8 protein-coding genes and 4 pseudogenes are annotated in these 15,133 nt (G+C 70.9%); 7 read left to right on the top strand and 5 right to left on the bottom strand.

All coding sequences use genetic code 11. The features are described 5' to 3' along the window. Positions 1-223: 223 nt before the first annotated feature. Positions 224-3,952: a DEAD/DEAH box helicase gene (locus tag ACODT5_RS06910; protein WP_422518296.1), complete on the top strand. Its 3,729-nt coding sequence runs from the start codon at positions 224-226 to the stop codon at positions 3,950-3,952. Positions 3,953-3,980: 28 nt separating this feature from the next. Here the strand turns inward: ACODT5_RS06910 and ACODT5_RS06915 are convergent, their stop codons facing one another. Continuing rightward, on the bottom strand, positions 3,981-4,607 hold the full coding sequence (locus ACODT5_RS06915) for a tyrosine-type recombinase/integrase (protein WP_422519575.1): 627 nt from the start codon (positions 4,605-4,607) through the stop codon (positions 3,981-3,983). 65 nt (positions 4,608-4,672) lie between these two features. Between ACODT5_RS06915 and ACODT5_RS06920 the strand changes: the two are divergent. Continuing rightward, positions 4,673-5,477 (top strand): annotated as a pseudogene (locus ACODT5_RS06920) (IS5 family transposase). Between the two features lie 72 nt (positions 5,478-5,549). Here ACODT5_RS06920 and ACODT5_RS06925 read toward each other — a convergent pair. After that, the gene (locus ACODT5_RS06925) at positions 5,550-6,257 is read right to left on the bottom strand and encodes a hypothetical protein (protein WP_422518297.1); all 708 of its coding nucleotides are present in this window, start codon (positions 6,255-6,257) and stop codon (positions 5,550-5,552) included. Between the two features lie 318 nt (positions 6,258-6,575). On the opposite strand from ACODT5_RS06925, the gene ACODT5_RS06930 reads away from it, so the two are divergent. From ACODT5_RS06930 to ACODT5_RS06945, 4 genes and pseudogenes are all read left to right on the top strand, one after another. Then, complete coding sequence (locus ACODT5_RS06930) at positions 6,576-7,208, top strand: molybdopterin-dependent oxidoreductase (RefSeq protein ID WP_422518298.1); 633 nt, start codon at positions 6,576-6,578, stop codon at positions 7,206-7,208. Beyond that, positions 7,195-7,980: pseudogene (locus ACODT5_RS06935) on the top strand (Dyp-type peroxidase); the annotation flags it as partial. The gene ACODT5_RS06930 and the pseudogene ACODT5_RS06935, both read left to right, overlap by 14 nt. Before the next feature lie 139 nt (positions 7,981-8,119). Then, positions 8,120-8,401: a hypothetical protein gene (locus ACODT5_RS06940; RefSeq protein ID WP_422519576.1), complete on the top strand. Its 282-nt coding sequence runs from the start codon at positions 8,120-8,122 to the stop codon at positions 8,399-8,401. A gap of 169 nt (positions 8,402-8,570) precedes the next feature. Beyond that, positions 8,571-10,634 (top strand): SpoIIE family protein phosphatase, encoded by a 2,064-nt coding sequence (locus tag ACODT5_RS06945; RefSeq protein WP_422518299.1) that lies wholly within the window; start codon positions 8,571-8,573, stop codon positions 10,632-10,634. Positions 10,635-10,898: 264 nt separating this feature from the next. Here the strand turns inward: ACODT5_RS06945 and ACODT5_RS06950 are convergent. Beyond that, positions 10,899-11,243 (bottom strand): annotated as a pseudogene (locus tag ACODT5_RS06950) (cytochrome P450); the annotation flags it as partial. 1 nt (position 11,244) lies between these two features. Between ACODT5_RS06950 and ACODT5_RS06955 the strand changes: the two are divergent. After that, a pseudogene (locus tag ACODT5_RS06955) lies at positions 11,245-11,460 on the top strand (sensor histidine kinase); the annotation flags it as partial. A 195-nt stretch (positions 11,461-11,655) separates the two neighbouring features. Here ACODT5_RS06955 and ACODT5_RS06960 read toward each other — a convergent pair. After that, a complete protein-coding gene (locus ACODT5_RS06960) occupies positions 11,656-14,268 on the bottom strand; it encodes a cation-translocating P-type ATPase (protein WP_422518300.1) in 2,613 nt (870 codons plus the stop codon). Next, a complete protein-coding gene (locus ACODT5_RS06965) occupies positions 14,268-15,125 on the bottom strand; it encodes a universal stress protein (protein ID WP_422518301.1) in 858 nt (285 codons plus the stop codon). The genes ACODT5_RS06960 and ACODT5_RS06965 overlap by 1 nt, the downstream gene beginning before the upstream one ends. Between the last annotated feature and the right edge of the window lie 8 nt (positions 15,126-15,133).

Genomic DNA, 15,133 nt, shown 5'->3' on the forward strand with positions numbered 1-15,133 from the left:
GCAGGACCGTCGGCGGGAGGCGCTGCTGGAGTGCTGGCGTGCGATCGAGCTGTTCAGCCCGCCGACCATCCCGGCGCTACCCCGCCGACGCCCCGCCGCCCGCTCCGGGCCGAGGGACGAGTACGTCATCGACCTCACGCCGGAGCCGGGCCAGGCACCGCCACGCTTACCGTGGGCGCCGGACCATCCGGAGACGGGGGCACGGCGGGCACCGTACGGCCGGATGTGGCGGCATGAGGTCTACTGCGGTGTCTTCGACCTGGAATTGCTCCGCCAGGCGATGATCGCGGTACTGCCCGAGGGGACCGACCCCGATCCCGGCGTGCCGCAGAGCGAGCTGGTGTTGTCGGGCCAGAGCGCGATGTTCGCGCTGGTCCTGGACGACGAGGGCCGGCCGATCGAGGACACGTCGGTGATCTCCGCGTGCGCCTGGGCGACCGGCCGGCTGTTCGATCCGGGGCCGTCCGCAGCGGGGTGGCTGGACGGCTTCGAGGAGCTCGACGACGCGTTCGGCTCGGCGATCGACGAGCTCACAGCCACCGAGATGCCTTACGGCCCCACCGCCCCGGCCGCCGGAACTACGTACGAGCGGTGGCCCGACTCAGGGGGTGTGGCGGGAACGCCGGCCGGCGGCGGGAGCTGGCAGCGGCTGCTCGCCGAGATCCTGGGCGGCGCGGCCGTCGGCGCGGTCGGGGCCCTGTTCGGCGAGGTCGCCGGCGCCGCCCTGCAGGGCGCGGCGGAACCCCTGGTTCGCCGTGCCGCGGACTGGGTCGCGGCCCGCCGGCCCGCCGAGGAGCAGGTCGAATCCGGGCGGCCGGACGGCACCGAGGGCGTTCCCGAGAGGGCGTCGACCGGCGGTCCGAACACGCCGGCGGAGTCCGGGGCCAACGCCGGTCCCCGTGCGCTCGGGTTCGCCGATCTGGTCGCCCTGACCGCGCAGATCGCCGACCTGTGCGGGGTACGGGACCACCTGCGGCCAAGGGTGGTCCGGGTACGCAGCAGGCTGGTCCACCGGCCGCGGGACCCGCGGACGAAGGTCGCCGCCACAGCGCCGTTCCTCAACAGTCTTCTCCCGCCAGATCTGGCCCGGGTGTCCGCGGCCGTCGGAAAAGGGATCGGCCCGGCGCTGGAGGCGTACCTGACCGAGCTCGACTCCGTCGCCGTGGGGGCGCGGACGGATGTGCGCCGGGAACGCGGGGTCGTCCTGGAAGGGGTGGCTCCGGACCTTGTTCCGGCCGGCCGCTGGCCTGCGCCGGCACGGTTCCCGCTCGCGCTGAGCCAACAGTTCGCGGTCGACCGCATGCTCGCCGACCGAGCGGGAACCGAGGGCGGGATGTTCTCCGTGAACGGCCCGCCGGGCACGGGCAAGACCACGATGCTGCGCGACCTGGTCGCCGCACTGGTCGTCGAGCGGGCGGCGGTGCTGGCCACGTTCGACCGGCCCTGGCAGGCGTTCACCGGTCCGGCGTGGCACGGCAGGGACCGCCAGGGCAGGCATCCCCGGTTCGTGTCGCGGCTCGACCCGCGGCTGACCGGGTTCGAGATCGTGGTCGCCTCCTCCAACAACGGCGCCGTGGAGAACATCACGGCCGAACTGCCCGGCATGGGCGCGCTCGGCGAGCACTGGCATGACGGCCCCGACCACTTCTCCGACCTCGCCTCCGCGCTCCTGGGCGGGCCGGCCTGGGGTCTGGTCGCGGCGGTGCTCGGCAACAAGTCCAATCGCAAGGAGTTCGGAAACCGGTTCTGGTGGGGCCAGTTGCCAGAGAAGGAGACCGAGGCCCGCTCCGACGCGGGACTGCCACCGCTGCGCGGCATGGAGAACATCCTGCGCGACTGGATTCCGCCCAAGCCCCCGACCGCCGGCCGGCGTGCGGTCGTCGCTGCGGGCCAGGCCCCGGCTGCAATGGCCGGGCCCGCCCAACCCGTGCCCTCGTGGACCGATGCCGTCACGGCGTTCCGCAGCGCCCAGGCCGAGGTCGAGCGGCTGCGCGCCGGGCGGGCCCGGCTGGCCGGGGCCCTGGCGGCCGTCGAGTCCCCGTCGGGCGGGCAACGGATCGCGGACCTGGAAGCCGCCGTGTCCCGGGCCGACCAGCAGGTCGCCGCCGCCACGACGGTTCTGGACCGGGCTGCCGCCGCCACCGCCACCGCCCGGACGGCCACGGTGGTGGCCGAGGCCGGATACGGGACGGCCTCCGAGCACGTACCGCGGGCCCGCCAGGAGCTGGCCACCGCCCGCGCGGACCTGTCGGCCGCCCGTGAAGTAGCCGCGCACCACCGTGAGTACGTGACCGCGCTCACCGCCCGCCACGACGCGCCCCCGGCCGTCGAGCGGGGCCTGCGCAGCGGGCTGCGCCGCCTCCTGCAGAGCGCGGCCGACCGGCAGGCCGCCGAACAGCAGCAGGAGCACACCCAGGCCGAGATCGCGTACCTGCTCGTCCAGCAGCGCGCCGCGTTCGATGAATCCCTGGAGCAGGTCGCCGCGGCCGTGCGCGCAGAGTCCCTGGCCGCCGGCCGGCACACCGAGTCCGGCGCCGCCGTCGACGAGGCCGCCGCCGGCCTCACCGCCGCCCTCGACCACGAACGGGCCGCGAGCGCGCGGGAGGCCGCGGCAGCCGCCGCCCTTCGGCACGCCCGGTGGGTCGCCGACTCGTCCCGCCGCGACCTGCGGGCCGCCGTGGCCGAACTCGACGGCCGCCACCGCGAACTGCGGGAGGCGGCCCGGACGCTGCCGTCACTGCCGCTCGGCTGGTCGCACCTCACCGAAGCCGACCAGGAACTCGGCTCGCCCTGGTCCGACGAAGTGTGGTCCACCGCCCGCAGCGACCTGTTCCTGCGCGCCCTCGACCTGCACCGCGCCTTCGTCGCCGGCGCCGCGAAGAAAGTCCGCGGCAACCTCCAGGTCCTCATGGAACTGATGGCAGGCACCAACGGGCCCGTCCCCGACGAGGAGGTCGAGCACGCGTGGCAGACCCTCTTCCTCCTGGTGCCCGTCGTCTCGACCACGTTCTCCTCGGTGGGCAGCATGTTCGCCCGCCTCGGCCGGGAGTCGATCGGCTGGGTCCTCGTCGACGAGGCCGGGCAAGCCACCCCGCAGGCCGCCGCCGGCGCGCTGTGGCGCGCCCGCCGTGCCGTTCTGGTCGGTGATCCGCTCCAGCTCGAACCCGTCGTCACCATGCCCACGGCCCTGCAGCGCCGGCTGCTGCGCGCCTACGGAGTCGACGAGCACTGGCTGCCCTCGGCCACCTCGGCCCAGGCCGTCGCCGACCGGACCAACCGCTACGGCACCTACCTGCCTGCCCCGGACACCGAGGACGAGCACGTCTGGGTGGGCTCGCCGCTGCGCGTGCACCGCCGCTGCGAAGAGCCGATGTTCACGGTCAGCAACGAGGTCGCGTACGGCGGCCTCATGGTCTACGGCACGGCACCCAAGGCGTTCCCCGATGCGGAACGGGACGGCCTACTCCCCAGCCGCTGGCTCAACACCGACGACCCGGGCCGCCCGTCCGAGGCCCCGTGGGGCGAACGCGACCGCCGAGCCTTCGAGTTCGTCCTCGACCACTTGCACCGGCACGGCGTCGACATCGAGCGCGTACGCATCATCGCCCCCTTCCGGGCCCTCGTCGCCGAATGCCAGAAGATCTGTCGCGGCCGTGAAGGCTGGACGTCCGAACTGATCGACGAGCGCTGCGCCACCGTCCACCGGGCCCAGGGCAAGGAAGCCGACGTCGTCGTCCTCGTGCTCGGCGGCGGCCGGCCCGGCGCCCGCGACTGGGCGGCCCGCACCCCGCACCTGCTCAACGTCGCCGCGAGCCGCGCCAGACGCCGCCTCTACGTCATCGGCGAGCGCAGCCTGTGGGCCCCGCTCCCCCACTTCGACGTCCTCGCCTCCCAGCTGACAGAGTTCCACCACCTCCGCGACCGCACCACCTGGCCGCCGGACACGGAATGACCACCGACGGGGCCAGCAGGGCGGAGGGCTACATGCCAGTCACGACGCAACGCCACACGCCGCCGCCAGAGTCCATGGCCTTGCCGCCCGCGAGACAGCCTCGCGAGTGACGTCGCCGACGAGCCTGGAGCGCTGCGCGGCCTGCACCACCGTCTCGCGAGGGCCTCCCTCCTCTCCGCTGGGCAGCCTCGGTGAGTGCCTCGAACGCCAGGGGGAGGGTCAGCTCCGATTCGAGGGTGAACACCGAGTCCATGACCGTGCGCAGGCGCTGCGGAGCGTCCGGCATCACGTGAGCATAGGTCTGATACGTGATCTTCGGGTCTCTGTGTCCGAGCCATTCGGCCATGTCCGTCACCGGCACGCCCTTGGACAGCCCGGCGGAGGCGAAGAAGTGCCTGAGCCAGTGGGGGGTGATCTTCCGGGTGATCCCGGCAGCAGTCTTGGCCTTCCGCCAGAGCCGGTCCACGAGCGAGTACATGAGGATGTTGGTGCCACCCACGTTCGAGAACAGGTAGTCGCCCTCGATCCGGTTCAGGCCGGTCACGACCCGGGAGGTTCCGTGCTGCTCGACGTGCTGCCGGATCCTCTCCACGATGGTTCCCGGGATAGGAACGGCCCGCCCTTCGTCCTGGTCGCGCCACTTCAGGTGGCGGATGCAGTGTGCTCGGCCCCGTCCCTTAGACCTCGTTTCTTATGGTGTGATCATTCGTTGTTCATTGCATGACGGATCTGGTTGAGCGGTTGGTACCGGACGAGTTGTGGGTGTTGTTTCGGCGAGTGGTGCCCCCAATGAGGTGATACGTCCACAGGGCGGGGGCCGGCGCCGGGCAGGTGACCGTGAGGTTCTGGCAGCGATCGTGTTCGTGGCCACCTCGGGTTGCACTTGGCGGCAGCTCCCGCCGGTGTTTGGTCCCTGCTGGCAGACGGTCTACCGGCGGTTCGCCCAGTGGAGCCGAACTCGTACATGGGCAAGGCTCCACCGAGTGATCCTCGACGAGCTCGGCGCCCGCGGCCAGCTGGACTGGTCGCGGTGCGCGATCGACTCCGTCAGTGTGAGGGCCGCAAAAGGGGGCCACTGACGGGACCAAACCCGACCGATCGCGGCAAGTTGGGATCGAAGATCCACCTGATCACCGACCGGAACGGTCTACCGCTGTCGCTGGGCATCTCGGGAGCCAACATGCACGACAGCCTTGGACTGGAGCGGCTCGTGCGCGGCATCCCGCCGGTCCGATCACGGTGCGGTCCACGTCGACGTCGGCCTGGCAAGCTCCACGCTGACAAGGGGTACGACTACGACCACCTTCGCCGGTGGCTGCGCAAGCGCGGCATCCAGCACCGCATTGCCCGTCGAGGTATCGAGTCCTCGCAGAGGCTCGGCCGACATCGATGGGTGGTCGAGAGGACAGTCTCCTGGCTCGCAGGTTGCCGCCGACTACACCGCCGTTACGAACGCAAGGCAGAACACTTCCTCGCGTTCACCGCCATCGCCGCAGCTCTGATCAACTGCCGAAGACTTAGCTGAGGAAGGGACGTGCACCCCGCTGTCAGCTTTACAGCGGTCAAGCCGGGATACGGGCTCTGAGCTGGTCTGCTGCTAGCCGATGAGCAGTTCCGCTGCTTGGCCGTACTGCTCACTCTGCACCTGGGTCAGCCTCCGCAGTGCCGGTAACCCGCCCTTTCGGAGCTCATCCTCAGCCTTCTGCTGGCAGGCCAGCTCGAAGTCGACGAGTCTCACAGAGGAGCCGACGTGGGCGTCGGACGGCCACGCCGCCGCCGCGTCCAAAGCGCAGTCCAAACCTTGAATAGCGACAATCTGCTGCTGGCTCGGCAGGGCCGGCCCGATCGCGACGAACACCACCCGAGTCCAGGCTGTGAAGAACGCCCGACCCGCATGCTCGGCCGGATATGCGGCACCCAGGTTCCAGTTCGCACTGAAGGCCGCGCCAAGCGCGCCCCTATCAAGTTCCTGACCCTCAAGAGACGCCGCAATCGCCTCCAGTCCCGCCACCACCGGACCGCAGCGATCGGACAGGCCAGCCCTGTCAGCCAACACTTGGGTGGCTCCACCCAAACGGATGGCCGCGGCGCAGCACAGCGCTTCTCCAGCCGCCTCCAACGTCCTACCCATGATCTCCCACAGTTCCTGCTTCAGCCCGAGTTGGTAGACGAACGCCCAGGCAACATAGCCACGTTTCCACCAAAGGAAACGACCTCTAATCTGCGCCCACTGCAGGTGGGCCTGAGGATTTCCATGGCAAGGCGAGCGGATCAGGTGCGAGAACGGCCGCACGGGGAGGAGCACGATCACCTCCCCGGCGACGAACAACTACGAGTCAAACAGCGGAACTTCCGGCACCGCACTGGAGCACTCCACCAAATCGCGAAGCCTTGACCCGCTCGTTCTGGAGGTCCAACCAAGGTCGCGGGAGGCGCTGCACCCGCGGTTCGAGGCGACCCGTCGGCGTGGTCCCAACCTGTCAGCCGAGCCCCACGACTGTCCAGCAACCCATGTCCACATCTGCTACCTGACATGCATATTTCACATGTCATTTGAGCTGACTCGACATTGTTAACCTCGCACCTGCGAGGCAGTCGAGCAGTAGTCAGGAGGGACACGCCCATGCCTCAGCACATCAGACTCCGCACACGAGCCTGGGGAGCTTCGCTCGCCGTCGGCGGACTGCTCCTGACAGGTTGCGGAGAGTCGGCCGACGCCAAGGCCCCGTCGGCCGCGACGGGTTCCGCTTCGCCGTCCGCTTCCGCTCCCTCCTCCACCACGGGGTCCCTGCCCCCGTTGAAGCCGGGCGAGGTACGCGTGGCGGGCCAGGTCGACAAGCCCCACACCGTCACATTGGCCGAACTTCGCGCCTTGCCGCAGACCTCGGTCTCGGTCGAGTTCACCAGCGCCAAGGGCCCGCAGAAGCACACCTACCAGGGCGTTCTGCTCCACGAGGTGCTCAAGAACGCGCAGCCGCGCTTTGACGCGTCGAAGAAGAACGGCTCGCTGCGCGGCGTCGTCGCCGCGACGGGTGGCGGAGATTACCGTGCCGTGTTCGCCTGGGCGGAGCTCGACCCGGCCTTCGCTAAATCCCAGGTCCTGCTGGCCGTTTCCGAGGACGGAACCCCCTTCGAGGACGCGTCCGGACCTCGCCTCGTCGTTCCGCAGGACACCAAGGGTGGACGGTACGTATCCGAGCTGAACCAGTTGTGGGTCGGCGTCATCGATCCGGTGGTCGACGGTGTCCAGCCCTGACACCGGTACGGGCAGCCGCCGACCCCTGAGCCGGCGGCTGCTGCTCGGCGCGGGCGGACTCGGCGTCCTCGGCGCCGGGACCACGGCGCTCGCCTCCCTGCGCTCGGACAAGGCCCCGTCCACCGACGCGAAGGCCGCACCCTTCCACGGACGGCACCAGGCCGGGATCCTCCACCCCCGTCAGGCCCATGTCCGCCTGGCCGCCTTCGACTTCGGGACCCGGACCGACCGCGGCCGGGCCGCCGCCCTGCTGCTGCGCTGGTCCACCGCCGCCGAACGGCTCACGCGCGGCGGGCCGGTCGGGGAGGAACTGTCCCCGCCCAGCTCCCGCGCCGTCGACACCGGGGCGGCCCGAGGGGTCGGCCCCGCGGCGCTCACCCTCACGTTCGGGCTCGGCTCAACCTTCTTCGACCGGGTCGGCATGGCTTCCGCGCGCCCCGAGGCCCTCGCACCCCTGCCGGCCTTCCCGGACGACCAGCTCGACCCCGCCCGCGGCGACGGCGACCTGTTCGTACAGATCGCCGCGGACGACCCTCTCGTCACCGTCCACGCCCTGCGCACGCTCCAGCGCCTGGCCCAGGGCGAAGCGAAGATCCGGTGGACGCTGACCGGCTTCACCAGCGCACCCGAGGGGACCTCGGCCGGCGGAGCCCACCGCAACCTGATGGGCCACCTCGACGGAACCGCCAACCCCGACCCGGCCGACCCCGCCCAGCTGGCGCGGATCGTCGTCTCGGACCCGGCGGCCCCCGCCTGGCTCGCCGGCGGCTCCTACCTCGTCGTACGGCGCATCCGCATGCTCCTCGACCACTGGGACACCCTCCCCCCTGAGCGGCGGAACGGAGCGCACCCCGGCCGACCTCGCCGCCGCCCGGCCCGACGGCGTCCCCGTCATCGCCACCAACGCCCACATCCGCCTCGCCGCACCCGCCACCACCGGCGGCTCCACCATGCTCCGCCGCGGCTGGTCCTACCACGACGGGCTGCGCCCCGACGGGACCCCGGACGCCGGCATGCTCTTCCTCGCCTGGCAGTCCGACCCCCGCACCGGCTTCATCCCCGTCCAGCACCGCCTCGCCCGCGGCGACGCCCTCGCCCGCTACCCCGTCCACGAGGCGTCCTCCCTCTTCGCCGCCCCGGCCGGTGCCGCCCCGGGCGAGTACATCGGGCAAGCACTACTGGACAACAGCTGACCTCGCCCGGTCTCACGTGGGCCACTGGAGCGTCGAGGTCTCTTCAGCGGGCACCCAGGCTGTTCGACGCCAACGGTTCCGCCTTCGTCATGGCGCACTTGCTTCCCGCCGCGCGCCCGCCGATGGGGCCCGCATAATGGTGGGAACGGCGGGTGGAAGGGGACATCTCGTGCCATCGGCTCTGCCGGGGGGCGAGGAGGCTCACGGCCCGTTCTGGTCCGAGCCGGGCGCGATGCTGGAGCACGTGCCCGTGGCCGTCTTCGGTGTCGATGACGGCGACCTCGTCTGTTACTGGGGACCCGGGGCGCAGGACCTCTTCGGGTACGAATCCACCGCCGTCCTGTCGAAGCCCGGCGCCGTTCTCTTCGCCGACGGGCCCCGGAGCGCCTCCGACGCTTGCGCCCGGCTCACGGAACGGGGCCGGACCCTCGGGTACTGGAGGGGCCGGCTGACGGCACGGCATCGTGAAGCCACGCACTTCGAGTGCGGTTTCCGGGCCTTTTCCATGCAGGGAGCCGGAGGACGTTCAGTGGTGATGGTCCTGGCGAGCCGCAGCGACGAGCTCGATCGGGTCAAGACCAACCTCGCCTTCCTCGACGCTCTCTTCGAGACCTGCCCCATCGGTCTGGTCATGCTCGACCCGGAGCTCCGGTACGTCCACCTCAACCAGGCGCTCGCCGACATGGACGGCCTCCCGATCGCGTCGCACCTCGGGCGGCCCATGGACGAAATCATGATCGTGTCCGACGGCGGCGAGTACCAGAGCATGCTCCGGAGCGTCGCCCTGGGCGGGCCGCCGGTCGTGGGGACGCTGGTGGGCATGCGCCCGCGCGGGCATCCGGACCGTGACCAAGTACGGTCGGTGAGCTTCTTCCCCCTGACCCAGGCGGTCGGCTCGCGCCCCGGAGTGGGCGGGCTGATGGTGGACGTGACCGACCGGGAACATGCCATCCTGGAAGCCACCGCCAGCCGTCGAAGGCTGGCCCTGCTCGACGGGGCCTCCACGCGCATCGGAACCACCCTGGACGTGAACCTCACGGCTCAGGAGCTCGTCGACGCGTCGATGCCGGATTTCTGCGACGGCGCAGTGGTCGAACTCGTGGAGTGGATGGACGAGGCGGCGGATTTTGATCCGGCGCGGCCGCTGATCACCCGCCGGATCGCATCCGGGACGATCCTGCCCCCTCCGGCCACCGAGCTCGTGAGTGGCGTGGAAACGGTGCGGTATCCGCCCGGCTCCGTCATCCACGACATGCTGCAAACCGGCCGTGCCATCTCCGCCGTGGTGAACGAGGAGTTCCTGGCCCGGACCGTCCTCATCGAGTCCCGCGCACGGCTCCTTGCCGAGAGCGGGCTGGCCTGCGTCCTCATCGCCCCGCTCATCGCCAGGGGCACCGTCCAGGGAATCGCCATGTTCGGCCGGTCCGCCGACCGGCCGGCCTTCACCAAGGACGACGTCAGCCTTGCCAGTGAGCTCGCCTCACGTGCCGCGATCTGTCTGGACAACGCCCGCCTGTACAGCCGTGTCCAGGACATCGCGCTCACACTGCAGCGGGCGCTGCTGCCCAGCGCGCTGGCGACCAGCCCGTACGTGGACGTGGCCCACCGGTACGTACCCGGCAGCCGAATCACCGAGGTCGGCGGCGACTGGTACGACGTGATCAACCTCCCTGACGGCCGGGTCGTCCTCGTGGTGGGCGACGTGATGGGGCACGGAGTGTCGGCCGCCGCCGCCATGGGCCGCCTCCGCATCACCACCAAGGCACTGGCCAGGCACGAAAGCGAGCCCGCCGACCTGCTCACCGAACTCGACACGTGCGCCCAGGAGGCGGGCATCGAGCTGGCGACGTGCCTGTACATCGTCTACGACCCGAAGAGCGGCCGCGCCCGCATCGCCAGCGCCGGCCATCCCCCGCCCCTGTTGCTCCGGCCGGACGGCACAGTGGAGACCATCGACGAAGTCCTGGGAGTTCCCCTCGGTATCGGTGGCTTCCCTTTCCGGACTACCGAAATCGAACTGCCCGACAACGCGACCCTCGCCCTGTACACCGACGGCCTCATCGAGGCGCGCGGCCGGGACATCGATGCCGGCCTGGAAGCCTTGCGCGTCGAACTGCGAAGGGAACCTGGGCGGTTGGAAGCAATGGCGGACCACATCCTCGCGAGCCTGCTGCCCACCCCGCCGGCCGACGACACGGTTCTCGTCCTCGCCCGCGTCCACCGCGCTCCGTAGGGGACTCACCAGGAAGCGCGACGCCCGGTCTGACGATCAGGGTGCCGGCTCCGCGTACACGCCGCAGCGACTCGGCTTCCTGCCGTCCTGGCCACCAAGGAGTGACCACTGCCGGTCAGGGCCGTCCAAGGGTGTACCCCAGAGACGCCTGTGCTGTCAGAGATTGAAGCCCGTTACGAGAAGCACCGACGGCAGGGCAGCAGGTCTGCTTACTCGTCCATCCGGTCGACGCACGCCGACCGGATTTCCTCCAACAGCTCTGGGTAGTTCGCTGAGCACGTCGTCGGTGGGGTTCGCACGCTTGGCGGCCACCAGCTGCGCGAGGTAGGTCTGGGTCGCGGTGTAGGCCGCTATCAGCTCCTCCTCGCCCGTCTCCCCGCTCATGAACGTGTCGATCTGTTCCTGGAAAGAGGCCCTGTCCTCGTACGGCACCCCCAGCAGCTCACAGATGATGATGGTGGGGAAGGGCTTGGCGAACGCGGTCACCACGTCCGCCGACGGACCGGCCTTCTCCATGGCGTCCAGGCATTCGGTGGTGACCTGCTCGATCCGCTCGGTGAGCAGCCGCATCTGCCGCGCGGTGAACTTGCCCACCAGTGGCTTCCGGTAGCTGCCCATGGTTGCCGTCGACCGGGGCCTGCTGGAGCGGGCCGTCGCCAACATCGTCGAGAACGCCGTCAAGTACAGCCCTGCCGGTCAGACCGTCCTCGTCGCCGCCAGTGCCCTCGCCAGCCGCCTCGAACTGCGCGTCGTCGACCGCGGCCCCGGCGTCCCCGACGAGGCGAAGGTCCGGATACTCGAACCCTTCCAGCGGTACGGAGACGCGTCCGTGCGACGTGACAGCTTGACCTTCGGCCCGAGTCGAAGGTTCATCTTCGAGGTGTGAGCACTCTGCGGATCTCCCGGTTGGCCGCGTTCCGGTGTTCCGGTGTTCCGGCGACCACCTTGCGCTTCTACGAGGGCGCCGGGCTGCTGTTGCCTGCCGAGCGGACGCGACATCCCCGGCCGAGGCCGTTTCGCCTCAGCCGTGGGAGATCGTCGTTGTCGGTGGTTGCGCGTGGAACGCCGTCCGTACGACGCGGGCTGCGATGAATCCGATCAGCGCTGTGGCTGCCGCCAGGCCGATGCCGGTCGCATCGAGCGGTTCGGTCTCCAGGATCGACCGGAGCGCGGGGAGGTAGAGCGCGGCTGCCGCGAGGAGTGCGGAGGCGAGGACCGCCAGGGGGAGGAAGAGGTTCTCCTTCGTCAGCAGACGGGCTCGCAGGCCCAGTACCACTCCGAGCTGGCCGGCGAGCAGGGCGAGGAAGAGCACGCTCTGCCAGGGCAGGTCCCAGGCGCGTGCGGTGAGGGCGGCCGCGAGGCAGGAGGCGGTGACGACGGTGGCGAGGAGGAGCAGCCGCTGCCAGGCGCCGGCGCCGAGGATGTGCTGTCCGGGCGGGCGGGGCGGCCTGTTCATGGCGCCCGGTGAGACGGGTTCGGCGCCCATGGCGACACCGGTGAGGCCGTGGGTGAGGAGGTTGATCCAGAGGATCTGTCCGGCCCGCAGGGGCAGGGGGAGGCCGATGAGGGGGCCGGTGAGCATGACGAGGATCTCGGCCGCTCCGCCCGCCAGGCCGTACACGAGGAAGCGCCGGATGTTGTCGTAGACGCGACGGCCTTCCTCGACCGCCGAGACGACCGTCGACAGTTCGTCGTTGGTGAGCACGAGGTCGGCGGCCTGCCGTGCGACCTCCGTGCCGCGTGCGCCCATCGCGACGCCGATGTCGGCCTGGCGCAGGGCGGGTCCGTCGTTCACGCCGTCGCCGGTCATCGCGGTAACGGCACCGTGGGAGCGCCAGGCTTCCACGATGTCCAGCTTCTGCTGCGGAGTCGTACGCGCGAATACGCGGACGGTGGTGAGGTCCGCGACCCGGCCGGCGGCGAGGTCCACACCCGTGACCACATTCTCGTGCGAGCTGTCGGCGGACAGCAGGCCGACCTCGGTTGCCACGGCGCGCGCAGTGGCGGGGTGGTCGCCGGTGATGAGGATGGGGGTGATGCCGGCGGCCCGGCAGGCGGCGATCGTGGCCGCGGCCTCCGTTTTGGGCGGGTCGCTGATGGCGACCAGGCCGAGCAGGTGGAGGCCGGACTCGGCGTCGGCGGGGTGGTCGGGGACATCGTCCCGCGTACCGGAAGCGACGGCGAGGACGCGGAAGCCATGGGCGGCCAGCAGCGCAGCCTGCTGTTCCGCCGCGTGAAGCAGGTCCGTGGGGTCGGCGAGGACGGCGGGGTCGAGGGTCGCTTCGGGCGCGCCCTTCAGGCACACGAGCACCCGGTCCTCGGGCGTGGTGTGCAGGGTGGTCATGCGTTTGCGCAGGCTGTCGAAGGGGGCTTCGTCCGCGCGCGGGTGGCTTTCGTGGAGGTCGGCCTGATCGGCACAGCCCGCTTTGGCCGCGGCCGTCAGGAGGGCAGCCTCGGTGGGGTCACCCACCGGGATCCAGCGGTCGTCGGGCGGGACCGGTCCCGTCGGCGGGCGGATGGAGGCGTCGTTGCAGAGCGCCGCAGTGGTCAGCAGTTTGCGCAGAGGATCCATCTCCGTCGGCGTCGGGGGTCGGCCTGCGATCAGGACGTCGCCTTCGGGCTCGTAGCCGACACCGGAGAGGTCGGCCGTGGCATGGGGCATCCAGACCTGCTGGACCACCATGCGGCCTTCGGTGAGGGTGCCGGTCTTGTCCGTGGCGAGGACCGATACGGAGCCGAGCGTCTCGACGGCGGGAAGGCGGCGTACGAGCGCGTGCCGGGTGGCCATGCGGCGGGCGCCGAGGGCGAGGGCGAGGGTGACGACGGCGGGCAGTGATTCCGGTACCGCGGCGACCGCGAGGCTGATGGCGGTCACTGCCATGATCCCGACGGGCAGGCCTCGCAGGAGGCCGAGCGCGAAGACGACCAGGCAGAGTCCGAGTGTGGCGGCGGCCAGGATCCGTCCGAGGGAGGCGAGGCGGTGCTGCAGCGGGGTCGGTTCCCGCCCGCCTTCGAGGAGGGCGGCGATCCGGCCGAGTGCGCTGGCCGCGCCGGTCGCCGCCACGGTGGCCACGCCCCTCCCCCGTACGACGACGGTTCCGGCGCTCAAGGTCGTACCCGGATCCTTGTCCACCGCGACGGACTCGCCGGTGAGCATGGACTCGTCGACGAGGAGGGCCGATGCTTCGGTGAGCTCGGCGTCGGCGGCGACGATGTCGCCCTCGCCGAGGAGGAGCATGTCACCGGGTACGACGTCGGTGGCCGGGACTTCGCGCGGTGTGCCCTCCCTCAGTACGCGTGCTCCCGGTGCCGACATGGCCGAGAGGGCGGCCACCGCGTTGTCGGCGCGGATCTCCTGGGTCACGCCGACGGTGGTGTTGAAGAGGATCACCAGGCCGATGACGATGGAATCGGCGTGGTCGCCGATGGCGATCGTGAGCAGGACCGCGCCGATCAGGACCATGACCAGGGGGTCTCGGAGCTGCGCCAGGACCCGCGCGTACAGGGGTGTGGCCGACTGGGCGGCGATTTCGTTGCGGCCGTGTTCGACGAGGCGGCGCTCGGCTTCCCGTTCGGTGAGTCCGCGGGGCTTCCGTGGGGCGGCGGGTGCTTGGCTGGCCGCGGGCGCGGACATCAGGTCCCTTGCGCGACGGGGACCGTGATGACGGGGCAGTGGGCCCGGTGCAGCAGTCCGTGGACGACGGAGCCGAGCCGCATGCCGGTGTAGCCCCCGTTACCGCGGCGGCCCAGCACCAGGGCCAGGGCGTGTTCGGCTGCCTTCGCCAGCTCCTCGACCGGGTGGCCTGCGAGCACTTCGTGGGTGAGCGCGACGTCCGGGTACTTCTCCGACCAGCCGGCGACGGTCTCGGACAGCATGCGGCGCTGCGCCTGGAGACCGGCGTTCTTGTCCTGGAACGAGAGCAGGGGCTGGTGCCACACCGAGATCGCCCGCAGGGTGCATCCGCGTACGCTCGCTTCCTCGAAGGCCACTGCCAGCGCCGCCTTCGACGACTCACTGCCGTCGACCGCGACCACCATGTACGGCGATAGTTGACTGACGTGCTCCGCATCACCGACGACCACGACCGGACAGTGCGCCTGCGCGACGACGGGCACCACCAGCGAACCGGCACTGAGGAACTCCTCGGTGCGGCTGAGGTGTCGCGAGCCGAGCACCAGCATGGGGGCCTTCAGGGAAAGCCGGCCGAGTACGGGGGCCGGAAGCCCGTCGAGCAGGTGGGCGGACGGTTCGAGATCCGGGTGACGCGAGCGCGTCCACACGGCGGCCGCTTCGAGGGCTTCCGATCCGGTCCGGCGCAAGTCGATGCGGTACGTGCTCCCGTCGGCGTGCTGGGTGTCGTGTTGCGGTGGCACCACCAGTGCGAGACCCAGTCCGAGCGCCCGGCGGTGCGCCTCGTCGGCCGCCCAGGCCAGGGCCATGTGCCAGTCCCTGACCGGGTCGATGCCGACGACGATCTCACGGCCTGTCATGTTCTCCC

The sequence above is a fragment of the Streptomyces tatrensis genome (genome assembly GCF_049310065.1).
GTDB lineage: Bacteria > Actinomycetota > Actinomycetes > Streptomycetales > Streptomycetaceae > Streptomyces.

What these genes read in the sequence shown, in the direction of transcription:
- ACODT5_RS06930 (WP_422518298.1), top strand. Translation starts at nt 6,576, where the DNA reads ATGCCTCAGCACATCAGACTCCGCACACGAGCCTGGGGAGCTTCGCTC.
- ACODT5_RS06910 (WP_422518296.1), top strand. Translation starts at nt 224, where the DNA reads ATGTGGCGGCATGAGGTCTACTGCGGTGTCTTCGACCTGGAATTGCTC.
- ACODT5_RS06965 (WP_422518301.1), bottom strand. Translation starts at nt 15,125, where the DNA reads ATGACAGGCCGTGAGATCGTCGTCGGCATCGACCCGGTCAGGGACTGG.
- ACODT5_RS06960 (WP_422518300.1), bottom strand. Translation starts at nt 14,268, where the DNA reads ATGTCCGCGCCCGCGGCCAGCCAAGCACCCGCCGCCCCACGGAAGCCC.